Origin of the sequence: Dietzia sp. 111N12-1, from assembly GCF_001658045.1 — a bacterium.
In the GTDB taxonomy this organism is placed as follows: Bacteria; Actinomycetota; Actinomycetes; order Mycobacteriales; family Mycobacteriaceae; genus Dietzia; species Dietzia kunjamensis.
On sequence record NZ_LSSV01000001.1, the window covers coordinates 71,062 to 92,274 of the forward strand.

Consider the following 21,213-nt stretch of genomic DNA (forward strand, 5'->3'; position numbering starts at 1 on the left):
ACGTGTCTGTCTGATTCGTGATCCAGATCACGTTCAGCGGTTAGTCTGGCAGCATGTTTCCAGGAACCTTCGCCGCCACCACTCCCGACAAGCCCGCGGCCATCCGCCCGGCGACGGGGGAGCAGATCACGTACGCCCAGCTCGAGGCGCGTTCCGCGCAGCTCGCGCATCTCCTGACCGACGACTGGGGGCTGCGTCCCGGCGACACGATCGCCGTGGTCTCGGACAACACCCTGGAGATGCTGGAGATCTACTGGGGGGCGCTGCGCTGCGGCCTGTACATCGCGGCCATCAACCACCACCTCACTGCGGACGAGTCGTCGTACATCATCGGCGACTGCGGGGCCCGGGCGCTGTTCGTCTCCGCCCCGGTCGCCGACCACGTCGACGTCTCCCCGGAGGCGCATCCGGGCGTGGAGCACCGCGTGGTGTTCGGCGGCGCGCTGGAGGGGTTCGAGGACTACCGGACGCTGCTCGAGGGCAGGTCGACCGAGCCGCCCGCCGACCAGCCCCGCGGCCACGACTTCCTCTACTCCTCCGGCACGACCGGCCGGCCGAAGGGCGTGCGCGTCGACCCGCCCGAAGGGCAGATCGACGAGGTGCCGGACAGCTACACGCCGGTGTTCAGCTTCCTGTACGCCTTCGACGCCGACAGTGTCTACCTGTGCCCGGCACCGCTGTACCACGCGGCTCCGCTGCGGTTCTGCGGCGTGGTCAACTCCGTCGGCGGGACCGTGATCCTCATGGACCGCTTCGACGCGGAGGAGGCGCTGCGGCTCATCCAGGAGTACCGGGTGACGCACTCGCAGTGGGTGCCGACGATGTTCGTGCGCATGCTCAAGCTGCCGGAGGAGACGCGGGCGCGTTACGACGTGTCCAGCATGACCCACGCGATCCACGCCGCCGCGCCGTGCGCGCCCGAGGTCAAGCGGCGGATGATCGAGTGGTGGGGCCCGGTGATCCACGAGTACTACTCGGCCACCGAGGGCATGGGCATCACGTTCATCAACTCGCAGGAGGCGCTCGAACGCCCCGGTTCGGTGGGTCGCGACGGACTCAAGGGCATCGCGCACATCTGCGACGAGGAGGGCAACGAGCTGCCCACCGGCGAGATCGGCACCATCTACTGGCAGCAGGACGAGGGCACGTTCTCGTACCACGGCGACCCGGAGAAGACGGCGTCCGTCTTCCACCCCGAGCACCCCAACTGGTCCACCTTCGGCGACGTGGGCTACCTCGACGAGGACCGCTTCCTCTACCTCACCGACCGCAAGGCGTTCACCATCATCTCGGGCGGGGTGAACATCTACCCGCAGGAGATCGAGAACGCCCTGGTCCTGCACCCGGCGGTCGAGGACGTCGCCGTGATCGGGATCCCGGACGAGGAGATGGGCGAGAGGGTGCACGCCGTGGTGGTACCGGCCGCCGACCGTGCGGGCGACCCCGGCCTCGCCGACGAGATCCTCGGCGCCCTGCGCGGGAAGATCTCCGACTTCAAGATCCCGCGGGGCCTGGACTTCGTGGACGAACTGCCCCGCACCCCCACCGGCAAGCTGGTCAAGCGCCGGATCGTGCAGCAGTACACGAGCGCCTAGCGAGGGGTATGGACCGGACCTCCGAATTCGAGAGTGAACGACCCCGGCTCGTCCGGATCGCCGCCCGCGTGCTCGGTGACCCGGTGGAGGCGGAGGACGTGGTCCAGCAGGCGTGGCTCCGGCTGGCGCGGGCCGACACCCGGGCGGTCGACTCACTCCCGGCGTGGCTCACCACCGTCGTGACCCGCCTCTGCCTGGATCGGCTCAAGGCCGTCGTCCCGCCCCCGACGGAGCCCGTCGACAGTCCGGCACCGGATCCGGGCCCGTCCGACGAGGTGCTCCTCGCGGAGTCGATGGGCGCGGCACTGCACGTCGTGCTCGACCGACTCGCCCCTGCCGAGCGGGTGGCGTTCGTGCTGCACGACTCGTTCTCGGTCGACTTCGCCACGATCGCCGACGTGTTGGACTGCTCACCGGCCGCGGCTCGCAAACAGGCGTCGAGGGCGCGCGCGAAGCTCGCGGTAGCGGGTCCCGGCGTCGAGAAGGCGGACTGGCTCGTCGTCGACGCCTTCCTCGACGCCGCACGCAACGGTGAGTTCACCCGGCTGCTCGGTCTCCTCGCGCCGGACGTGGTGGTGGCCGGTGATCCGATCGCGGTCGGCCTCGGTACCCCGGCCGGCATCGAGGGCCGCGACGCGGTGGCGGAGTTCTTCAACGGGGCCGCCGCCGCGGCGTTGCCGGTGTTCGTCCACGGGCGGCCGGGCGCGGCCTGGTTCGATCGCGGCGTGGCCCGGGTGGCGTTCGACTTCCGGATCGCCGGCGGCGTGGTCAGCCGCATCGACTTCCGTGCGGACCCGGACGTGCTCGCCGCGATCCGCCGCCGCAGCGACGGCGAGCCGAGATGAGCGGGGCGGTCACACTTCCGGCCGCCCGCTCGTCATCAAGGTGAGGCGACGCGCTCCGGTGTCGCCCGGACAGGGAGGATCGACCCCATGAAGACCATGACCTGCAAGGACCTGGGTGGGCCCTGCGATCTGCCGCACCGCGGTGACACCGCGGACGAGGTGATCAACGCCCAGGACGCCCACCTCAAGGAGCGCGTCGGGGCCGGCGACGACGCCCACGTGCCGGCGCGCGAGGACATGAAGAGCCGGTGGCGGCGGCCGCGGCAGTCACTCGGGTGGTACCGGGACGTCAAGAAGAGGTTCGCCGACCTGCCGGAGGACTGACGCCACGCGGCCCGCCGACCCGCCCCTGCCGGCCAGTGTCAGCGACCGCCGCTCTCGATCACCGCCGCCAGCGCGAGCAGTGTCGCCTCCGAACCGGGCCGCCCGACGAGCTGGACCGAGGTGGGCAGGACCCGGCCGAGGGGGGTGTGGGTGGTACCGCACGGGACGGACACGGCGGGCCAACCGAGCACGTTGGCCAGCGGGGTGAACGGGGAGAACCTCATCGACGCCCACAATGACCGGCCCCAGGAGCGTCGGTGCCAGTCGGTCGCCTCGGGTGGCACGTCCGCCAGCGACGGGGTGAGCCACACGTCGATCCCCGCCGAGTCCATCGCCCGTTCGACCTCCGCGCGGAGCGTCTCCACGCCACGGTTCCAGCGGGTGTCCCCGTCTCCCGCGCCGCCGCGCCGGAAGACCGTCCGGCCGAGCAGTGCGTGGTGCCGGGTGCGTCGCTCCATCGCGGACAGGGGCAGGTTCTCGTCCTCCGCCGCCCGTGCGACGCCGGTGGTCCAGCGCGCGAGATAGAGGACGGGGTCGGTGGGGGAGGGCAGGGTGGTGTCGACGACGACGAGGTCGGCCCCCCGCAGCACCTCCGCGGCCTCCCGGGCCGCGCGCGTCCAGGGCGCGTGGATGCGCACCAGATCGCGGCCCAGCCGGATCGGGCTGGCCACGGACATGCCGATACGCGTCCCGCCGGGGACGGGTCCGACGTCCGCGAGTTCCGGACGACCGGCCATCACCGACAGGGCCAGCGCGACGTCGCCGACGGTCCTGGCCAGCGGACCGGATTCGGCCAGGCCGCCCCAGTTGTCGCCGGCCAGGCGGGTGGGGACGACGCCGGGCCCCGGCTTGATGGTGACGATCCCGCACGCCGCGGCGGGGATGCGCAGGGACCCCATCCCGTCGTCACCCACCGCGAGCGGGACCATGCCCGAGGCCACCGCCGCCGCGGACCCCCCGGAGGACCCGCCGGCGGACAGGGCGAGGTCGCGCGGATTGCGGGTGATGCCGTGGGCGTCGGAATCGGTCATCCCCCAGGCGCACAACTGGGGTGCCGCGGTGATGCCCACCGGCACCGCGCCCGCGGCCAGCAGGGGGGCGACGACCGGGTTGTCCAGGGTGACGGTGCTCTTGACGGCCAGCGGTACCCCGGCCAGGGGCAGTGCCGCACGGTCGGCCGGGCTCGCGGCGTCGACGGCGGCCCCGGCCGCGCGGCCGTCCGCTCGCAGCAGGGAGGTGAAGGAGTGCAGCGAGGGGTCGAGGTCGCCCACCCGGTCGAAAGCCGCGTCGAGGGTGGCCAGCGCGCCGACGGCACCGGTGCGTACGGCCTCGGCGGTCTCGGCGGCGGAGAGGGGGTCGGTGGTCACGGCCATGATCGTACGACCCCGGCGGTGTCCGCCCATGGCGATCATCACGGTGGGAGGACCCGCTCGGCGGGTAGCCTGGGGTGATACCGACGAAGTCGGATGCACGACCGGGCCCGTCGACCGGCTGGGCCGTCCTTCCACACGAGGACCGAATGGAACGCAAGAGCAATACCGTCTTCCGCAACGTCGCGATCGCGGGCGTGATCATCCTGGCGATCGTCGGCTTCTCGTTCTTCACAGGAGATGACCGCGACTACGCCGAGGTCGACACGTCGGTGGCGTTGGCGCAGGTCGACGCGGGGAACGTGAAAGAGGCGCTGATCGAGGACCGGGAGCAGCAGCTCCGGCTCACGCTCGAGACCCCGATCGCCCCGGAGGACGGTGCGGACGAGACCGACAAGCTCCTCGCCAAGTACCCGGAGCGGGCGGCGGACCAGGTCTTCGACCGGGTGGCCGCGGCGGAGCCGGAGAAGTACGACACCGCGGTCAACCAGCAGGGTTTCCTGTCGCAGATGCTGTCGTTCCTGCTGCCGATGCTCATCCTGTTCGGGTTGCTGTTCTACTTCATGTCCCGCATGCAGGGCGGCAAGGGCGGACTGTTCGGCGTGGGCAAGTCGCGCGCCGTGGAGTTCACCAAGGACATGCCCCAGACCACGTTCGCCGACGTCGCGGGCGAGGATGAGGCGGTCGAGGAACTCAACGAGATCAAAGACTTCCTCCAGAACCCGGCGCGCTACGAGCGTCTCGGCGCCAAGATCCCGCGCGGTGTGCTGCTCTACGGCCCGCCCGGAACGGGCAAGACCCTGCTGGCCCGCGCGGTCGCGGGTGAGGCCGGGGTGCCGTTCTACTCAATCTCGGGTTCGGACTTCGTCGAGATGTTCGTCGGTGTCGGCGCCTCGCGGGTGCGTGACCTGTTCGAGAAGGCCAAGCAGAACGCGCCCTGCATCGTGTTCGTCGACGAGATCGACGCGGTGGGCCGGCACCGTGGCTCGGGCACCGGGGGCGGCCACGACGAGCGCGAGCAGACGCTCAACCAGCTCCTGGTCGAGATGGACGGGTTCAGCGACCGCGAGACCGTCATCATGATCGCCGCGACCAACCGTCCGGACGTCCTCGATCCGGCGCTGCTGCGGCCGGGCCGTTTCGACCGCCAGGTCCCGGTGACCAATCCCGACCTCAAGGGTCGCGAGGCGATCCTCGCCGTCCACTCCGCGGGCAAGCCGCTGGCCGAGAACGTCAACATGACCTCGCTGGCCAGGCGCACGATCGGGATGTCGGGCGCGGACCTGGCCAACGTGCTCAACGAGGGCGCCCTGCTCGCGGCCCGGCTGGGTCGCGACGAGATCGACATCGACATCCTCGAGGAGGCCACCGACCGGGTGGTGGGCGGACCCCGCCGCAAGCACCGTGTGATCAGCGAGCACGAGAAGAAGGTCACCGCGTACCACGAGTCCGGCCACGCGCTGGCGGCGTGGGCGATGGAGGACCTCGAGCCCGTCCACAAGGTCACCATCCTCGCGCGTGGGCGCACCGGTGGTCACGCACTGGTGGTCCCCGAGGACGACAAGTCCTTGATGACCCGGGCGGACATGATCGCCCGCGTCGTCATGGCGATGGGTGGCCGCGCCGCCGAGGAGTACGTCTTCGGCGAGCCCACCTCGGGCGCCAGTTCGGATATCGAGCAGGCCACCCGGATCGCGCGGACGATGGTCGCCGAGTACGGCATGAGCGCGAAGCTCGGTGCGGTGAAGTACGGCGGCGAGGGCGGGGACCCGTTCCTCGGCCGCGGCGGTTCCGCGGCGGGGGAGTACTCGCCCGAGGTCGCCAAGATCATCGACGACGAGGTGCGCCGCATCATCGACTCCGCCCACACCGAGGCCTGGCAGGTCCTCGAGTCCAACCGCGACATCCTCGACGCGGTCGCGGGCGAACTCCTCGAGAAGGAGACCCTGCGGCAGGACGACCTCGAGAGGCTGTTCGCCGACGTGGTCAAGCGGCCGCGGATCACCGAGTTCGACGACTTCGGTGGACGCATCCCGTCGGCCCGTCCGCCCATCAAGACCCCGGGGGAACTGGCCAAGGAGCGTGGCGAGCCGTGGCCCCCGCCGGTGACCGATCCGTTCGCTATGCCGGTCCTCCCGGCCGGCCGCGACGCCGAGGACGCCCGTGATCCGGGCGAGGCGGACGGCCCCGGCGACGACGGGGGTGACCGCAACGGCGTGGGCGCCCCTGTGGGGATGCCCGGTGGCGGCTCGGGCCGTGGCGTGCCCGCCGGCGGCGGGCAGCGTCCGACCGGTATCCCGGCCTACGGCACGCCGCCGCCCCCGGGCTGGTCGGCGCCGGGCTGGCCCCCGCGTCAGCCCGCGCACCGCGGTGACCGGGGGCCGAGCGGGGCCGAGACCACCCGCCTGCCGGCCGCGCCCGAGGGCCTGCAGAGGAACGACGGCTCCGGGAGCGCTGACGGTCCGGAACGGGCCGGTCGGAGCGAGGGGCCGTCCGAGGCCCCGACCCGGGCGTGGTCGGCGGTGGGCGACGGCGGTGACGGCGACGCGTCCGGCGGGTCGACCCCGGGCGCCGTGGACCGCGGTTCGCACCGCCGTGAGGACAAGGACGCCGACTGGCGTGCGCCGTGGGAACGTGAGGACTGACCGCACGGTCGACTCCGTGCGAGAAGAGGAATGAATGACGACGCCTGACCACATACCCGCCGCCGATGCCCGGTCGCTCCCCACGGGGCGGGTCTTCGATGCCGAGCGCGCCGAGGCCGCGGTCCGCGAGCTGTTGATCGCTGTGGGCGAGGACCCGGAGCGCGAGGGGCTGCAGGACACACCCGCGCGGGTGGCCAGGGCCTACCGCGAGGTCTTCTCCGGGCTGTACACAGACCCGTCGGAGGTGCTGTCCAGGACCTTCGACGAGGACCACCGCGAGCTCGTGTTGGTGCGGGACATCCCCATCTACTCGACCTGCGAACACCACCTGGTGCCCTTCCACGGCGTCGCCCACATCGGCTACATCCCGGGACAGTCCGGGGCGGTCACCGGTCTGAGCAAGCTCGCCAGACTGGTGGATCTCTACGCCAAGCGGCCCCAGGTCCAGGAACGGCTCACCAGTCAGGTCGCCGACGCGCTGGTCGACAGGCTCGCGCCCTCGGGCGTGCTCGTGGTGATCGAGTGCGAGCACCTGTGCATGTCGATGCGGGGGATCCAGAAGGCGGGGGCGGTCACCACCACCTCGGCCGTCCGCGGCAACATGCGGACCAACGCCTCCACCAGGGCGGAGGCGCTCGGCCTCCTGCGCGGGACGTGAGCGCGCCCGGTCTGCTGCCCCGCCCGGACCGGTGCGCGGTGATGGGCGTCCTCAACGTCACGGCCGATTCCTTCTCCGACGGTGGGCGCCACCTCGCGCATCACGATGCCGTCGCGCACGCCCGACGCATGGTCTCCGACGGCGCCGACCTCATCGACATCGGTGGGGAGTCCACCCGGCCCGGCGCCCTCCGCGTCGAGGAGTCGGACGAGGAGCAGCGGGTCGTCCCGCTGGTCCGTGCGGTGTCCGGCCTCGCGCCGGTCTCGGTTGACACGATGCGCGCCGGGGTGGCGTCGCGTGCCCTCGAGGAGGGCGCCGCGATCGTCAACGACGTCTCGGGCGGGCTCGCCGACCCCGACATGTTGAGGGTCGTGGCCGAGCACCGCGCCTCCGTCATCCTCATGCACTGGGTGTCTCCGGACGAGTACCGCGCCGGCGCGGGAGGCCGATCCGACTACGGCGGGGATGTCGTGGGTGCGGTGCGCGACCACCTGGCCCGCCGCGCCGACGCCGCGATCGCCGCGGGGGTCGACGCCGCCGGCATCGTGCTCGACCCGGGCCTCGGCTTCGCCAAGGACGCCGACGACAACTGGGCGCTGCTGCACGGGCTGGACCGACTGACCGAGCTGGGGTTCCCGGTACTCGTCGCCGCGTCCCGCAAACGATTCCTCGGGTCGCTGCTGCCCGGATCGGACGCCCGGCCGCGCGAGGTGGCGGGCCGCGATCCGGCGACGGCCGCGATCACGTCGCTCTCCGCCGCCGCCGGCGCGTGGGCGGTCCGGGTCCATGACGTGGCCCCCAGTGCGGACGCGGTGCGGGTGGCCGCCGCGTGGGCCGCCGGACGGGCGGGGGTGAACTGATGGCGGATCGCAGCGAACTCGACCGGATCGAACTGCGGGGCCTGAAGGTGCGCGGCACGCACGGGGTCTTCGAGCACGAGAAGCGGGACGGCCAGGACTTCCTGGTCGACCTCGTCCTGTGGACCGACTTCACGGCCGCCGCCGCGTCCGACGACCTGGCCGACACCGTCGACTACGGGGCGCTGGCCCTGTTCGCCCGTGATGTGGTGGCCGGACCATCGCTCGACCTCATCGAGACCGTCGCCTCGCGGATCGCCGACGGGATCATGGAGATGGCCCCCGGTGCGGACGCGGTGGAGGTGACCCTGCACAAGCCCCAGGCGCCGATCCCGGCGGAGTTCGCCAACGTCGCCGTCGTGGCCCACCGCTCGCGCGCGGGCGGGAGCGCCGCCGCGGGGGGAGAGCGGTGAGCTGCCGGGCGGTGCTGTCGATCGGCGGCAACCAGGGGGACGCTCTCTCGCTGCTGCGGGGGGTCGTCGACGCCGCGGCCGCGGACGGCATCCTGCGCGCGGTCTCGTCGGTGTACGCCACCCCGCCGTGGGGCGGCGTCGAGCAGGACGACTTCCTCAACGCCGTCCTCGTCGTCGACCATCCCGGTTCCCCGACGGACGTCCTCGAGTGGGGTTTCGCCCGCGAGAGGGCCGCGGGCCGGACCCGCGAGGTGCGCTGGGGTCCGCGGACCCTCGACGTGGACGTGGTGACCGCCGAGCTGGACGGTGAGCCGGTGGCGTCCGACGACCCGGGGCTCACGCTGCCGCACCCCCGCGCGGCCGAGCGGGCCTTCGTGATGGTCCCGTGGCTGGAGATCGACCCGGCCGCCCGGCTGGACGGGGTGCCGGTCCGGGAGTGTCTCGACGCGCTCGATCCCGGGGACGTCGCCGCGGTGCGCCGGCTGCCCGATCCGTTGGCTCCCGGCGGCCCGGGGGGAGTGACATGACGCGTGTCGCGAAGTCCACCCTCGTCCTGGTGGCGCTCGTCGCGGCGGTGGCCGCCTACGTTCTCACCGGGTCCTTCCTCGGCGCTGTGACCCCGATCGGCTTCGGCTGGGTGACCCTCGTGGCGATCGCGGTGGTCGACGTGCTGCTGTCCCTGCGGATCCGCGCCGCGATCTCCGACGGCGGCGTCGGGCAGGACCGCAGCCAGATGCACCCGCTCACCATCGCCCGCAGCGCCGCCCTCGGACAGGCCTCCGCCGTGCTCGGCGCCGCGGGCGCCGGGGCAGGGGCCGGGCTGACGCTGTTCTTCCTGTCACGGCTCGGCGACCTCGCGGTGGCGGGCGCGGAGCTGCCCGCATCAGTCGCCGTCCTGGTGTCCGGCGCGGTGCTGGTGGCGGCGGGACTCTTCCTCGAATCGGCGTGTGAGACGCCCCCCGACGACGACGAGAACGGCGGCCTCGCCGACCCCGCCTGAGGGGCCCGGGCCGGACCGGTCCTCTCACGCCCGCCCCCGTTACCGCAGACACGCGCTGGTTACCCGTGTGACCCGTGATTCTCCGCGTATCATGCGGGGCATGAGTTCCGACGGCGCGATGGACAAGCCCCGGTCAGCTCGCCCCGCGCGAGGCGACGATCGTGGACTGGCGAACATCGCCCTGGGGGTGCTGCTCCTCCTGGCGCTCATCGCCACGATCGTGATGGTTTTCTCCGACAATCCCGTCTGGATGCGCATCGGGACACTCTCCGCACTGTGGGCCGCGTTCATCGGCGCGTTCCTCGTCGCCCGGTACCGGCGGCAGGCCGCCACCGAGGCCGCCAGGGTCCGCGACCTGCACACCGTCTACGAACTGCAGCTCGAGAGGGAGATCTCCGCCCGCCGGGAGCACGAGCTCGTCGTGGAGCGGGACCTGCGGGCCTCGGTACGCGCCGAGACCAGTGACTCGATCGTCGCACTGCGGCAGGAGATCGCGGCGCTGCGCGAGCAGCTCGGCGCACTGGGCGTCAGTCTCCCCGAGGACCGCTTCGCGGTCGGCGGGCTCGGCCCCGCCGGGCAGCTGGGTGCGGGATCGTCGCTGCCGTCCGTCCCGTCCGAGCGGGTGTCGCCCCGTCGGCGTGCCCCGGGATCGGACACCGGCCCGGTTGCGGGTCCCGGTTCCGCTTCCGGCGCGACGCGGTCCCCCGCATCATCGGCCTCCGGCGTCGGTCCGGACGCCACCCCGAGCACCGAGCGGACCGAGCGACTGTCCCCGGTCTCCGATCGGGAGTCCCGGTCGGATACGCCGACGGGGGATCCCCGTCGCCCGGCGGTGCGCCCCACGTCCGGCGCGCGCGATGCGCGTTCCGGTGCCGGCAGCAGCGCCGGCAGCAGCTCCGGCTTCGGCTCCGGCGCCACCTCGCGACCGCAGGCACGGCCCGAGCCCGCCAGCTCGCCCGAGCCCGCGCGTACGCCCGCGAATACGAGCACGAGCACGAGCTCCCGGCCCGCGGCGTCGGCCGTCGAGGGCGCCACGTCGGACAAGACCGCCGCGTCGGGATCCCCGGCGGCGTCCGGGGGCGCGGCCGCGTCCGGCTCCTCGGAGAAGGCCGGCAAGCACGAGTCGCCCACCCCTTCCGAGAAGGCCGGCAAGCACGAGTCGCCCACGCCCTCCGAGAAGGCCGGCAAACACGAGTCGCCCGCCACGGCCGGCGAGACGGCCACGCTGCCGCGGTCGCAGTCGACGCAGGCCCCGGCCACCGAGTCGGCTTCGCCGAGTCGCCACGGTGAGGGCTCGGGTCTGTCGGTGGCAGAACTCATGGCGCGGCTGGGGGAGGGGTCCGAATCCACTTCGGGTCGCCGCCGCCGTCGCGCGGAGGACTGAGCCGCGCCGACGGTGGCGCCGCCCCTCGCACCGGTTGTGTGAAGTACGCCACTCGATGCTGCTCGTGGCCGCAGCCGCGACTACTCTCGCCTGCGAGATGTCCGGGACCCACCATCAGTGAGTGGGCCTGGAACGGATCGAGCACTGGAGAACCCTGAGATGTCCGACCACGGCGTCACCGGAACACCCCCTGCCCGCCTGTCCATCGGCCTCGTGTCCGCGGGTCGCGTGGGCACCGCTGTGGGCGCCGCGCTCGAGCGGCGGGGACACGTCGTCTCCGCCCTCGTCGCACGCTCGTCGCAGTCGCGGGACCTCGCTGCCCGCCGCCTCCCCGAGGCCCGCACCACCGATCCCGCCGGCGCGGCGGCGGCGGGCGAACTCCTCATCCTCGCGGTGCCGGACTCGGCCCTGCCCGGGGTCGTGGCCGAGCTCGCCGACGCGAACGCCTTCCGTCCGGGCCACATCGTCGTCCACGTGGCCGGCGCGGTGGGCGCGGAGGTCCTGCGCCCCGCCGCCGACGCCGGAGCCGTGGTCGTCGCCGCGCACCCGGCCATGACCTTCACCGGGGGAGCGGCCGATATCGACCGCATGGAGGGGTGCTCGTGGGCGCTCACCTCCCCGGACGAGATCGGACTGGTCGTCGGCCAGATGCTGGTCATGGAGACCGGTGGCCTGCCCGTCACCGTCGCCGAATCCCACCGGGCCCTCTACCACGCGGCCCTCGCGCACGGCGCCAACCACCTCGTCACCCTCGTGAACGACGCCGCCGAGGCGCTCGCCGCGTCGTTCGCCGTCCTGCCCGGGGGCGGAGTCGAGGGCGATCCCGACGGCATGCTCGGGCAGGACGCGGAGGCGCTCGCGCGCCGCACCCTGGAGCCGCTCCTGCGGGCCGCCCTCGACAACGTCCTGGCCTCCGGGGACTCGGCCCTGACCGGTCCGGTGATGCGCGGTGACGCCGTCACGGTCTCCCGTCACCTCGATGCCCTCGAGGACGTCGACGGGGGCATCGCCGCCGGCTACCGGGCGCTCGCGCTGCGCACCGCCGACCGCGTCGGGGCCGGAGCCGACGTGACCGACCTCTTGGCCCCCGACCTCACGGAGCAGCTTCGATGACCCCCACCACCTTCGCGGTCCGGACCGCGGTCCCCGGTCGCCCGAACACCGGATACAACCGGGGTGAGCTGACCATTCACCACGACCCGTCCTCGCTGCGCGCGGTCACCGAGTCGCTGCGCAAGGTCGGCAAGCAGATCACGTTCGTCCCCACCATGGGTGCCCTCCACGAGGGGCATCTCGCGCTGGTCGAGGCGGCCCGCCGCACCCCGGGGTCGGTCGTGGTGGTGTCGATCTTCGTCAACCCGCTGCAGTTCGGGCCCGGCGAGGACCTCGACGCCTACCCGCGCACCCTCGACGAGGACGTGGCCCGGCTCGCCGACGCCGGCGTGGAACTCGTCTTCGCGCCCAGCGCGGCCACCATGTACCCGGACGGCCCCCGCACGACGGTGCAGCCCGGCCCGACCGGTGAGATCCTCGACGGGGCCGCGCGACCCGGCCACTTCGCCGGGATGCTCACCGTGGTGAACAAGTTGTTCAACATCGTCTCCCCCCACCAGGCGTTCTTCGGGGAGAAGGACTACCAGCAGTTGGTGCTCATCCGCCAGATGGTGACGGACCTGGACATGGACGTGCGCGTGGTCGGCGTCCCGACCATCCGGGAGTCAGACGGGCTGGCGATGAGCTCCCGCAACCGCTACCTGTCCGCCGAGGAGCGGGAAGCGGCCACCGTCCTCAACGCCGCCCTCGTGGCGGGGACGTTCGCCGCGAAGGGCGGACGCCGGGCCGTCGTCGACGCCGCCCGCGCGGTCCTGGACGAGCGGCCGCAGATCTCGATCGACTACCTCGAGCTGCGCGCCGGGGACCTCGGGGAACCGCCGGAGGAGGGTCCCGGCAGGCTTCTCGTCGCGGCCCGCATCGGGACCACCAGACTCATCGACAACGTCGGCGTGGCGATCGGTACCGGCTTCGTCGCCGCCGCCGAGGCCACCGTCGCCGCCCAACAGGCCGAGATGGCCCGTGACCTCGAGGAAGGCCAGTAGATGCAGCGCACCATGCTCCACTCCAAGATCCACCGTGCCACCGTCACCCAGGCCGACCTGCACTACGTCGGTTCCTGCACGATCGACGCCGACCTCATGGACGCCGCCGACCTGCTCGAGGGCCAGCAGATCGACATCGTCGACATCGACAACGGCGCCCGCCTGACCACCTACGCCATCACCGGCGAGCGCGGCTCCGGCGTGATCAGCATCAACGGTGCCGCCGCCCACCTCGTGCACCCCGGCGACCTGGTCATCATCATCGCCTACGCCCAGATGTCCGACGCCGAGGCGCGGGCCTACTCCCCCCGCGTGGTGTTCGTCGACGGCGACAACCGCATGCTCACCGAGGGCACCGACCCCGCGGACGTGCCCGAGGGCTCGGGTCTGAAGAACCCCCGCGTGCCGGAGCCCGCCGCCGTCTAGGCAGCGCGGACAGAAGATGCTGCTCACCGTCGACGTCGGCAACACCCACATCCGGCTCGGCATCTTCCCCCCGGGCGGCGGGCCGCTCGTGCGCACCTGGAGTATGCGCACGTCACCGGCGGTGACCTCGGACGAACTCGCCCTGACGATCCGCGGCCTGCTGGGGGACTGCGCGCAGCAGCTCACCGGAATCTCCGCGATGTCCGTGGTCCCGTCTGTCACCGGGGAACTGCGCCGGATGGCCGCCGACTACTGGCCGGGACTGCCGGCCGTCGTCGTCGCGCCCGGGGTGAAGACCGGGGTGCCGCTCAAGGTCGACAACCCGCGGGAGGTGGGCTCGGACCGTGTGGTCAACGCGTTGGCCGCCCACACGCTGTTCGAGGGGCCCGTCGTCGTCGTCGACGTCGACACGGCGACCACCGTCGACGCCGTCTCCGCCCGCGGCGAGCTGCTCGGTGGGGCGATCGCGCCCGGCATCGACATCTCCGTCGACGCCCTCGCCGAGCGCGCCGCCGCCCTGCGCAAGATCGAGGTCGTGCGACCCAAGGGGGCGCTGGGCAAAAATACCGTCGCGGCACTCCAGGCCGGCATCGTGATCGGGTTCGCCGGCCAGATCGACGCACTCGTGGACCGGCTGCGCACCGACGTCCCCGAGCTCGCCGACGCCTCCGTCGTCCTCACGGGGCTGCGCGCGGACGTGGTGGCGGAGGAATCCCGGACCATCACCGACGTCGAGCCCGAACTGGCGCTGGAGGGCCTGCGGTTGGTGTTCGAGAGGAATTCCTGAGCTGAGCAACTCGCCGAGGTCCTGCCTCGCACGCAGGGGCTCCCGCGCATGGACTCTCGCTCGCGCCCCTGTCCGCCGGAAACGCAGCCGCCCGCGGCGATGGCGTCTGGCCTGCACCGCGGGGCGCGCGAGACGCCATCGAGAGAAGCGACTGTCGGGGGGCGAGCAGGCGGCCGAGCGGATGCCGGGGCCGTGGCTCAGGCCCGCGCGGCCGCCGGACGCGGGAGGGAGACCGGGCCCGGGGCCCAGGGCTCAGGCCGCCGAGCGGTAGCTGGTCATGGAGACCGAGCCCCAGGCGTAGCCCCTGGTGAACGCGTCGAGCGTCTCGCCGGAGCCCGCCGCCATTCCCGCCGTGTACAGCAGCGGCAGGAAGTGGTCCGCCGTGGGCACGGCCAGCCGGGCGTCCGGGTGCTCGGTCAGCGCGAGGGCGTCCTCGGGGCGCGTGGTGAGCAACTCCCGGGCGTGGTCGTCGAACCGGTGGGCCCAGTCGGTGCCCGTGTCGCCGAGCGACGGGTCCACCGCCGCGAGGTTGTGCACCACGTTGCCGCTGGCCAGCACGAGGACGCCCGAATCCCGCAGGGCGGCCAGCCGGGTGCCCAGGTCGAAGTGGTAACCCGCCGGCTTGGACGCGTCCACCGACAATTGCGCCACCGGCACGTCCGCGTCGGGGAACACGTGCGTGAGGACGGACCACGTGCCGTGGTCCAGGCCCCAGGAGTCCTGGTCGGCGCCGACCCAGGTGGGCTTGACGACATCGGCCACCTCGTCCACGAGTTCCGGGGCGCCCGCGGCGGGGTACTCGAACTCGTTGAGCTCGCGGGGGAAGCCGTAGAAGTCGTGGATGGTGCGCGGCGCCGACATCGCGGTGACCGCCGTGGCGCCTATGTACCAGTGCGCCGACACCGCCAGTACGGCCCGCGGCCGCTCGGGAAGGGATGCGCCGAGGGCGGCCCACTGGCGGGTCCACTCGTTCTCCTCGAGGGCGTTGAGGGGAACGCCGTGTCCGATGAAGACGGCGGGCTGTCGGGCGGTCGAGGGGGACGGGGCGGTCGGGGCGGTCGGGGCGGTCATGGTTCTCCTTCTCTCACATACATGATGCATCAACTACGCGGCCGGGCGCCAGTGTCGACCGCCACGCCGACCCCGTGCGCCGACCGCCACGCCGGCCCCGCGTGCCCACCCCGTGCGCGAGCGATCCTTGCGGTAGATAGACCGGTCTGTCTACTATGGCCGCATGACAACGCGACGAATGCCCCCGGCCGGTCCGGTGGCCTCCGCGCGCGTCCAGCACAGGTGTCCCCGACCGGCAGGCCCCCGCCACACCCCAGCCGCCCTCACCCCTCCCGGGAGCACCGCATGACCACCAGCTTCAGCACCACCTCCGCCACGACGGGAACCCCCGCCCCGGCGACGTCGTCCAGCACGGGCGCCGCGACCACCCTCGCCGCCGGCGACTACCCCGCGGCGGTCCGTGCGGGCGCCCTCGTCGTCGACATCCGGTCCCGGGCCCAGCGTGAGCGCCAGGGAGTGCTCGCGGGCGCCGTCGCGGTGGAGGCCCGGCCCGTCGTCGACCTCCTCGACCCCCGATCGGCGGCGCCGCTCGCCGCCGTCGCCGACGGCAGGGCGGTCGTCCTCGTCAGCGACGACGGCCTCGACGCCGAACTGTTCGCCCTGGAGCTCCATTCGCGCGGCGTCCGCGGGGTCCGCGCGGTGGACGGCGGCCACGACGCGCTCCGGGCCGCCCGGGCGCTTGCCCTGCTCTCCGGGGCCGACCACCTGCTGCGGGAGCGCTCGGCCATCTCGGCCCACTGAGCCCGGTCGACCGGGGGCGTCGACACGCCGGCGCCGGTACGGTCGCACCATGACGGACATCTCCGCAGACCTGCTGGCCGAGATCCTCGACGAGGTCCGGGAGGACGCCTCCGGCGACGTCGTCCCTCACCTCGGCGACTACGAGCACCCCCACCCCGACGCCCTCGCGCTGGCGGTCTGCGACCTGGACGGCCACGTCGTCTCGGCCGGCGATGACGAGACGCTCTTCGACCTGCAGTCCGCGTCCAAGCCGTTCGTCTACGCGCTCGCGCTGGACCAGAAGGGCGTCGACGTGGTCGCGAAGCGGATCGGGGTGGAACCCTCCGGGGACCCGTTCAACGAGATCTCCCTCGAGGCCGGCACCGGCCGCGCCCCCAACGCCCTCGTCAACGCCGGCGCGCTGGCCGCGCACGCGCTCGTGGGGGAGGAGGACGACGACGAGGACACCCGTTTCGAACAGATCCGCGTGATGTTCTCCCGCCTCGTGGGCCGGGAGGTCGAGGTCGACCAGCAGATCATCGACATCGAGGCCCGGAGCGCCCACCGGAACCAGGCGCTGGCGCATCTGCTCGCGGAGGAAGGCACCCTGGCCGACGACCCCCACCAGGTGGTCTCCGGGTACGGCCGGCAGTGCGCCATCCGGGTGGACACCCGCGAGCTGGCGCACATGGCCGCGATGTTCGCGGGCGGCGGGCGGCTGCCGGGTGACGGTGAGCAGGTCCTGGGTCGACGGGCGGTGCGCTACGCCAACAGTGTGATGTTCACGTGCGGCATGTACGACGCGGCCGGGGACTGGGTCTACCAGGTGGGTCTGCCCGCCAAGAGCGGCGTCTCGGGGTGCCTGTTCGCGGTGGTGCCCGGCCGGCTCGGGGTGGCCGCATACTCGCCCAGGTTGGACGAGCACGGCAACAGTGTGCGCGCGGCCGCCGCGATCGAGGCGCTGTCCGACCGATTGGAGCTGCACGTCCTCGACATGGCCTGAGGCCGACGGGTCGCAGCCCACGGGTTCGGTCCCCGGGCCGGTCACGACTATCCTCGACAGTCGTGACCGATTCGACTCCCGCCGCGCCCGGGGCCGCCACCGGTGAGCCCGCCGACGACACCCCTGAGCAGCTGCGCATCCGCCGCGACAAGCGGCAGCGCATCCTCGACTCCGGGGCGCAGGCCTACCCGGTGGAGGTCCCCCGTACCCACGGGCTCGCCGAGATCACCTCGGACCCCCGCTTCGCCGCGCTGGAGCCGGGTGAGGAGACCGACGCCCGGGTCTCGGTGGCGGGCCGGGTCCTGTTCATCCGCAACACCGGCAAGCTGTGCTTCGTGCGCCTGCAGGACGGTCTCGACCCGTCGGCGGACCTGTCCGCCCCGGTGGCGGAGGGGGAGGTGGGACCGCTCACCCCGCAGCTGCAGGTGATGCTCTCGCTGGCAGCCGTCGGCCAGGAGCGGCTCGACGCGTGGAAGCAGGACGTCGACCTCGGTGACCATGTCTCGGTGACCGGCCGGGTGGTCCGGTCCAAGCGCGGTGAGCTGTCCGTCATGGCCGATTCCTGGGTGCTGGCGGCCAAGTCGCTGCGCCCGCTGCCGGTGGCGCACAAGGAACTGAGCGAGGACACCCGGGTCCGCCAGCGCTACACCGACCTCATCATGCGGGACGCCGCCCGCCGCAACGCCGTCACCCGCATCAAGGTGGTCCGCGCCCTGCGTGACGCGCTGGAGAAGCGCGGCTTCCTCGAGGTGGAGACGCCGATGCTGCAGACCCTGCACGGCGGCGCGGCGGCCCGGCCGTTCATCACCCATTCCAACGCGCTCGACCTGGACCTCTACCTGCGCATCGCCCCCGAGCTGTTCCTCAAGCGCTGCGTGGTGGGCGGGATCGAGCGGGTCTTCGAGATCAACCGCAACTTCCGCAACGAGGGCGTGGACTCCTCGCACAGTCCCGAGTTCGCGATGCTCGAGACCTATCAGGCCTACGGGGACTACGACACGTCAGCCACGATGATCCGCGAGGTCATCCAGGAGGTCGCGCACGCGGTGTTCGGCTCCACGACGGTCACGCTCGCCGACGGCACCGAGTACGACCTCGGCGGTCAGTGGCGCGAGATGCGGATGTACCCGTCCCTCAACGAGGCGCTGCGCGCCAAGCACCCCGGGGTGGTGGGGGACGACGACGAGGACCCCGTCACGGTCGACTCGACGGTCGACGAGCTCACCGAACTGGCGGGCAGGGTCGGGCTGGAGGTCCCCAGTGGCCAGGGGTGGCTGCACGGCAAGCTCGTCGAGGAGCTCTGGGAGCACCTGTGCGGCGATCAGCTCGACGGACCGGTCTTCGTGCGGGACTTCCCCGTGGAGACCTCGCCGTTGACCCGCGATCACCGCACCGACCGCGGGGTCACGGAGAAATGGGACCTGTACGTCCGCGGATTCGAGCTGGCGACCGGCTACTCGGAGCTCGTCGATCCCGTCATCCAGCGTCAGCGCTTCGAGGACCAGGCACGGCTCGCGGCGGCGGGTGACGACGAGGCGATGGTGCTTGACGAGGAGTTCCTCGCCGCGATGGAGCAGGGCATGCCGCCGACCACCGGGCTCGGGATGGGGATCGACCGGCTGCTCATGGCGCTGACCGGCCTGGGCATCCGCGAGACCATCCTGTTCCCGATGGTCAAGCCGCTGCCGCGCGACTGACGGCGGCGGCCGGCCGGCCGGGTGGGGCCGCGGCCCGGCCGGCGCTCGGGTCGCCGGTCAAGACGCCCCCGCGCCGGCCTCCCGCCGGTCCCACGCGCTGGCGACCAGGTCACGCAGCGCGCGGGCGTCGATCCGGTCGAGCCTGGTCACATAGAGGCAGCCCTTTCCGGTCTTGTGGGGGCCGAGACGGTCGAGCAGCTCCGCCTCGCCGGGCCCGCCCAGGAGCCCGTAGAGGGAGATCGCCGACGACCTCGGGCTGAACCCCACGACGAACGTGTCGCCCTCGCGGCCGCTGTCGTAGACGTAGTGGCTGTGCCCGTATCCGACGATCGAACCGGCCCACATCGCGGCCGGCTCCCCGGTGACCTCGTCGAACATCGCGAGCAGCCGCAGGCCGTCGTCCACGCGCCGAGCGGTGGGAAGGCCCTCGACCCATTCCTTCGGTCCGGCACCGGTGGGCAGGAACGCGGTGTTGTCGTTGCGTCCGGTGGCCGCGGGCCGGGACACGGGGGCGGAGAACGCGAGGCCGGCGGCGGTCAGGGCCTCGCGCAGGACGCCGAGCTGGGACGGTCCGACCCCGTGGAGCGCGAGGACGTCCTTCTCCGGGGTGCCGTCGAGTTGCCGCAGGTCGGTGATTCCCGCGGTGGCCAGGGCGCGCGTCGCCGGGGCCGAGAGCCGTGGCAGCGGCAGCGGGGGACCTGTCATGTCCACGACGCTAGACCGGCACGCACAGTCCGGCCAGGCTCAGGTGCGTAACGATCGACCGTCCCGCGGGGGTGTCAGAACGTGACGATCTCGTCCCCGACCCTCAGCTGCTCGAAGAAGTGTGCGGCCGCCTGCTGGCCCAGGTGGACGCACCCGTGGGACGGTTCGTCCAGCCGACCCTGGTGGAATGCCATGCCGTCCACGGTGAAGTAGGTCGAGTACGGCATCGGGGAGTCGAAGACCCGGCTGTGGTCGTGGCGCACGTGCCGCAGGATCCGGTGCGCGCCCCGCGCGGTCTCGTAGCCGGGCATGCCGGTGGTCACGGGGACGGGACCGTAGGTGATCTCCCCGTCGTCGACCATCCAGGCCCGCTTGCCGTCGACGTCGACGCACGCCTGGGCGGTCGGTGGGCACCGGGATGGCGCGGGTTCGCCGACGGCGTCCGGGGCGCCGGGACCGTTCCCCAGCAGGGTCTGACGCGTCAGTTCGTCCACCTCTTTGGCCTCGACGGGGCCGCCGGCCAGCACGTCGCGGGCGACGAGGTCCACGTCGGTCAGGTGGGCCGGCTGCCCCTGTTCCTCCAGGACCCGGTGGGCGACCGAGCGGACCATCTGCTCGTCGACGGCCGCCGGCTGCGGGGGCGCATCGGTCACGATCCGGGTGTCCGTCTCCGTGACACCGGCGGCGTCGGCGGGCGGGGTGGCCGAGGGCGACACCCCGGACGCGGTCCCGGCGGCGGCGGAGGCGCCGAGCAGCGCGGCGGCGCCGAGGGCCAACAGGCGGACCCGGCCGGTGGTACTACTCCGAGAGGCCATGCCGCGACCCTATCCATTCCCCGCCCGCGGGTCAGCCGGCCCGCGAACTCTCGGACCCCGCTCGGCACCCTCCCGCCGCGGGCCCGTCCGTGGGGACGAGACCGGAACGTGATTGCGAGTCGCCCGTCCAGGCGATCCGGGTGGGCGATAATCCGGGTATGGACACACTCTTATCGCGCGCGGGAGCGGTGGTGGCCGCCGCGCTGATCGCCGTCGGAGGGGCGGCCCCGGTGGCGTCCGCGCAGTTGCCGGTCGCCCTCCCGGCAGAGGTGCAGCAGGTGGTGGACCAGGCGCAGGCGGGCTCGGCGCAGGCGGAGGAGCAGGTGCGGACCTCGGTGGGCGGCTCGCTCGCCGCCGCCGGGATCACCCCGCCACCCGGTCTCGCCCCGTCCCAGGCCCGCTCACCGCAGCCCGCCCCGCCTCCGCCTCCGCCCCCGGACCCGACCCCGCAGAGCCCGTGCCCGCGCACCGCCGCGGCGTGTGTGGACCTGGACGGGAACCGGACGTGGCTGCAGTCCGGGGAGCGTCTGAGCTACGGGCCGGTGCGGATGTCCCACGGCATGGCAGGTTGGGAGACCCCCAGGGGGACCTATCAGGTCACGCGAAAAGTGCGGCACGAGGTGAGCCGGTTGTTCGACAACGCGCCCATGCCCTACGCGGTGTACTTCGTCGGAGGGATCGCGTTCCACGAGGGCGATCCCACGGTGGAGTCGCACGGGTGCATCCGCCTGGACCAGCCCGCGGCCGCCACCTTCTTCGATCGACTGGAGGTCGGCGACACGGTGGTGGTGTTCTAGATCGC

The 21,213-nt window shown here is 72.7% G+C and carries 22 protein-coding genes; 18 read left to right on the forward strand and 4 right to left on the reverse strand.

The window, feature by feature from the left end; all coding sequences use genetic code 11:
• The first annotated feature begins 53 nt into the window (after nucleotides 1–53).
• The 3 genes from AYO52_RS00335 (at nucleotide 54) to AYO52_RS00345 (ending at nucleotide 2,764) form a co-directional block, all read left to right on the forward strand.
• On the forward strand, nucleotides 54–1,595 hold the full coding sequence (locus AYO52_RS00335) for an acyl-CoA synthetase (RefSeq protein WP_067711561.1): 1,542 nt from the start codon (nucleotides 54–56) through the stop codon (nucleotides 1,593–1,595).
• Nucleotides 1,596–1,603: 8 nt separating this feature from the next.
• Complete coding sequence (locus AYO52_RS00340) at nucleotides 1,604–2,440, forward strand: sigma-70 family RNA polymerase sigma factor (protein ID WP_067711564.1); 837 nt, start codon at nucleotides 1,604–1,606, stop codon at nucleotides 2,438–2,440.
• Between the two features lie 87 nt (nucleotides 2,441–2,527).
• Nucleotides 2,528–2,764, forward strand: coding sequence for a DUF1059 domain-containing protein (locus AYO52_RS00345; protein ID WP_067711567.1), 237 nt, complete (start codon nucleotides 2,528–2,530; stop codon nucleotides 2,762–2,764).
• A gap of 38 nt (nucleotides 2,765–2,802) precedes the next feature.
• Here AYO52_RS00345 and AYO52_RS00350 read toward each other — a convergent pair whose 3' ends face one another.
• Nucleotides 2,803–4,137, reverse strand: a complete 1,335-nt coding sequence (locus tag AYO52_RS00350) for an amidase (protein WP_067712086.1) — start codon at nucleotides 4,135–4,137, stop codon at nucleotides 2,803–2,805.
• A 146-nt stretch (nucleotides 4,138–4,283) separates the two neighbouring features.
• Between AYO52_RS00350 and ftsH the strand changes: the two genes are divergently transcribed.
• The 11 genes from ftsH (at nucleotide 4,284) to AYO52_RS00405 (ending at nucleotide 14,400) form a co-directional block, all read left to right on the forward strand.
• On the forward strand, nucleotides 4,284–6,779 hold the full coding sequence (ftsH, locus tag AYO52_RS00355) for an ATP-dependent zinc metalloprotease FtsH (RefSeq protein WP_067711570.1): 2,496 nt from the start codon (nucleotides 4,284–4,286) through the stop codon (nucleotides 6,777–6,779).
• A 34-nt stretch (nucleotides 6,780–6,813) separates the two neighbouring features.
• Entirely contained in the window at nucleotides 6,814–7,437 is a 624-nt protein-coding gene (folE, locus tag AYO52_RS00360) for a GTP cyclohydrolase I FolE (protein ID WP_067711572.1), read from the forward strand.
• 41 nt (nucleotides 7,438–7,478) lie between these two features.
• On the forward strand, nucleotides 7,479–8,297 hold the full coding sequence (gene folP / locus AYO52_RS00365) for a dihydropteroate synthase (protein ID WP_067712093.1): 819 nt from the start codon (nucleotides 7,479–7,481) through the stop codon (nucleotides 8,295–8,297).
• Nucleotides 8,297–8,707, forward strand: coding sequence for a dihydroneopterin aldolase (folB, locus tag AYO52_RS00370; RefSeq protein WP_067712089.1), 411 nt, complete (start codon nucleotides 8,297–8,299; stop codon nucleotides 8,705–8,707). Before folP ends, folB begins: the two co-directional genes overlap by 1 nt.
• Entirely contained in the window at nucleotides 8,704–9,234 is a 531-nt protein-coding gene (gene folK / locus AYO52_RS00375; protein WP_067711575.1) for a 2-amino-4-hydroxy-6-hydroxymethyldihydropteridine diphosphokinase, read from the forward strand. Before folB ends, folK begins: the two co-directional genes overlap by 4 nt.
• Nucleotides 9,231–9,707, forward strand: coding sequence for a DUF3180 domain-containing protein (locus AYO52_RS00380; RefSeq protein WP_067711578.1), 477 nt, complete (start codon nucleotides 9,231–9,233; stop codon nucleotides 9,705–9,707). Before folK ends, AYO52_RS00380 begins: the two co-directional genes overlap by 4 nt.
• A 100-nt stretch (nucleotides 9,708–9,807) precedes the next feature.
• Nucleotides 9,808–11,091 carry a DUF6779 domain-containing protein gene (locus AYO52_RS00385; RefSeq protein ID WP_206473780.1) on the forward strand — a complete coding sequence of 428 codons (1,284 nt, stop codon included), beginning with the start codon at nucleotides 9,808–9,810 and terminating at the stop codon, nucleotides 11,089–11,091.
• A 159-nt stretch (nucleotides 11,092–11,250) separates the two neighbouring features.
• The gene (locus tag AYO52_RS00390; RefSeq protein ID WP_067711581.1) at nucleotides 11,251–12,204 is read left to right on the forward strand and encodes a Rossmann-like and DUF2520 domain-containing protein; all 954 of its coding nucleotides are present in this window, start codon (nucleotides 11,251–11,253) and stop codon (nucleotides 12,202–12,204) included.
• On the forward strand, nucleotides 12,201–13,187 hold the full coding sequence (panC, locus tag AYO52_RS00395) for a pantoate--beta-alanine ligase (protein WP_067711584.1): 987 nt from the start codon (nucleotides 12,201–12,203) through the stop codon (nucleotides 13,185–13,187). The genes AYO52_RS00390 and panC overlap by 4 nt, the downstream gene beginning before the upstream one ends.
• Entirely contained in the window at nucleotides 13,188–13,613 is a 426-nt protein-coding gene (panD, locus tag AYO52_RS00400) for an aspartate 1-decarboxylase (protein WP_067711586.1), read from the forward strand.
• 16 nt (nucleotides 13,614–13,629) lie between these two features.
• Nucleotides 13,630–14,400 carry a type III pantothenate kinase gene (locus AYO52_RS00405; protein WP_067711588.1) on the forward strand — a complete coding sequence of 257 codons (771 nt, stop codon included), beginning with the start codon at nucleotides 13,630–13,632 and terminating at the stop codon, nucleotides 14,398–14,400.
• A gap of 252 nt (nucleotides 14,401–14,652) precedes the next feature.
• Here AYO52_RS00405 and ygiD read toward each other — a convergent pair whose 3' ends face one another.
• Complete coding sequence (ygiD, locus tag AYO52_RS00410) at nucleotides 14,653–15,471, reverse strand: 4,5-DOPA dioxygenase extradiol (protein WP_067711591.1); 819 nt, start codon at nucleotides 15,469–15,471, stop codon at nucleotides 14,653–14,655.
• Nucleotides 15,472–15,756: 285 nt separating this feature from the next.
• On the opposite strand from ygiD, the gene AYO52_RS00415 reads away from it, so the two are divergent.
• The 3 genes from AYO52_RS00415 (at nucleotide 15,757) to lysS (ending at nucleotide 18,891) form a co-directional block, all read left to right on the forward strand.
• Nucleotides 15,757–16,212 (forward strand): rhodanese-like domain-containing protein, encoded by a 456-nt coding sequence (locus AYO52_RS00415; protein WP_067711594.1) that lies wholly within the window; start codon nucleotides 15,757–15,759, stop codon nucleotides 16,210–16,212.
• Between the two features lie 49 nt (nucleotides 16,213–16,261).
• Complete coding sequence (gene glsA, locus AYO52_RS00420; protein WP_067711597.1) at nucleotides 16,262–17,194, forward strand: glutaminase A; 933 nt, start codon at nucleotides 16,262–16,264, stop codon at nucleotides 17,192–17,194.
• Between the two features lie 62 nt (nucleotides 17,195–17,256).
• Complete coding sequence (gene lysS, locus AYO52_RS00425) at nucleotides 17,257–18,891, forward strand: lysine--tRNA ligase (protein WP_067711599.1); 1,635 nt, start codon at nucleotides 17,257–17,259, stop codon at nucleotides 18,889–18,891.
• A gap of 57 nt (nucleotides 18,892–18,948) precedes the next feature.
• On the opposite strand, the gene AYO52_RS00430 is transcribed toward lysS, so the two are convergent.
• The gene (locus tag AYO52_RS00430) at nucleotides 18,949–19,596 is read right to left on the reverse strand and encodes a DUF1801 domain-containing protein (RefSeq protein WP_067712096.1); all 648 of its coding nucleotides are present in this window, start codon (nucleotides 19,594–19,596) and stop codon (nucleotides 18,949–18,951) included.
• A 74-nt stretch (nucleotides 19,597–19,670) separates the two neighbouring features.
• The gene (locus AYO52_RS17505; protein ID WP_082923658.1) at nucleotides 19,671–20,411 is read right to left on the reverse strand and encodes a L,D-transpeptidase; all 741 of its coding nucleotides are present in this window, start codon (nucleotides 20,409–20,411) and stop codon (nucleotides 19,671–19,673) included.
• A 158-nt stretch (nucleotides 20,412–20,569) separates the two neighbouring features.
• Here AYO52_RS17505 and AYO52_RS00440 point away from each other — a divergent pair, with 158 nt between their 5' ends.
• Nucleotides 20,570–21,208 carry a L,D-transpeptidase gene (locus AYO52_RS00440; RefSeq protein WP_067711603.1) on the forward strand — a complete coding sequence of 213 codons (639 nt, stop codon included), beginning with the start codon at nucleotides 20,570–20,572 and terminating at the stop codon, nucleotides 21,206–21,208.
• Nucleotides 21,209–21,213 lie beyond the last annotated feature (5 nt).

Excerpts from the sequence above, each read along its gene's own strand:
- AYO52_RS00335 (WP_067711561.1), top strand. The coding sequence starts at position 54 with ATGTTTCCAGGAACCTTCGCCGCCACCACTCCCGACAAGCCCGCGGCC.
- AYO52_RS00340 (WP_067711564.1), top strand. The coding sequence starts at position 1,604 with ATGGACCGGACCTCCGAATTCGAGAGTGAACGACCCCGGCTCGTCCGG.
- AYO52_RS00345 (WP_067711567.1), top strand. The coding sequence starts at position 2,528 with ATGAAGACCATGACCTGCAAGGACCTGGGTGGGCCCTGCGATCTGCCG.
- AYO52_RS00350 (WP_067712086.1), bottom strand. The coding sequence starts at position 4,137 with ATGGCCGTGACCACCGACCCCCTCTCCGCCGCCGAGACCGCCGAGGCC.
- ftsH (WP_067711570.1), top strand. The coding sequence starts at position 4,284 with ATGGAACGCAAGAGCAATACCGTCTTCCGCAACGTCGCGATCGCGGGC.
- folE (WP_067711572.1), top strand. The coding sequence starts at position 6,814 with ATGACGACGCCTGACCACATACCCGCCGCCGATGCCCGGTCGCTCCCC.
- folP (WP_067712093.1), top strand. The coding sequence starts at position 7,479 with ATGGGCGTCCTCAACGTCACGGCCGATTCCTTCTCCGACGGTGGGCGC.
- folB (WP_067712089.1), top strand. The coding sequence starts at position 8,297 with ATGGCGGATCGCAGCGAACTCGACCGGATCGAACTGCGGGGCCTGAAG.
- AYO52_RS00380 (WP_067711578.1), top strand. The coding sequence starts at position 9,231 with ATGACGCGTGTCGCGAAGTCCACCCTCGTCCTGGTGGCGCTCGTCGCG.
- AYO52_RS00385 (WP_206473780.1), top strand. The coding sequence starts at position 9,808 with ATGAGTTCCGACGGCGCGATGGACAAGCCCCGGTCAGCTCGCCCCGCG.
- AYO52_RS00390 (WP_067711581.1), top strand. The coding sequence starts at position 11,251 with ATGTCCGACCACGGCGTCACCGGAACACCCCCTGCCCGCCTGTCCATC.
- panC (WP_067711584.1), top strand. The coding sequence starts at position 12,201 with ATGACCCCCACCACCTTCGCGGTCCGGACCGCGGTCCCCGGTCGCCCG.
- panD (WP_067711586.1), top strand. The coding sequence starts at position 13,188 with ATGCAGCGCACCATGCTCCACTCCAAGATCCACCGTGCCACCGTCACC.
- AYO52_RS00405 (WP_067711588.1), top strand. The coding sequence starts at position 13,630 with ATGCTGCTCACCGTCGACGTCGGCAACACCCACATCCGGCTCGGCATC.
- ygiD (WP_067711591.1), bottom strand. The coding sequence starts at position 15,471 with ATGACCGCCCCGACCGCCCCGACCGCCCCGTCCCCCTCGACCGCCCGA.
- AYO52_RS00415 (WP_067711594.1), top strand. The coding sequence starts at position 15,757 with ATGACCACCAGCTTCAGCACCACCTCCGCCACGACGGGAACCCCCGCC.
- glsA (WP_067711597.1), top strand. The coding sequence starts at position 16,262 with ATGACGGACATCTCCGCAGACCTGCTGGCCGAGATCCTCGACGAGGTC.
- AYO52_RS00430 (WP_067712096.1), bottom strand. The coding sequence starts at position 19,596 with ATGACAGGTCCCCCGCTGCCGCTGCCACGGCTCTCGGCCCCGGCGACG.
- AYO52_RS17505 (WP_082923658.1), bottom strand. The coding sequence starts at position 20,411 with ATGGCCTCTCGGAGTAGTACCACCGGCCGGGTCCGCCTGTTGGCCCTC.
- AYO52_RS00440 (WP_067711603.1), top strand. The coding sequence starts at position 20,570 with ATGGACACACTCTTATCGCGCGCGGGAGCGGTGGTGGCCGCCGCGCTG.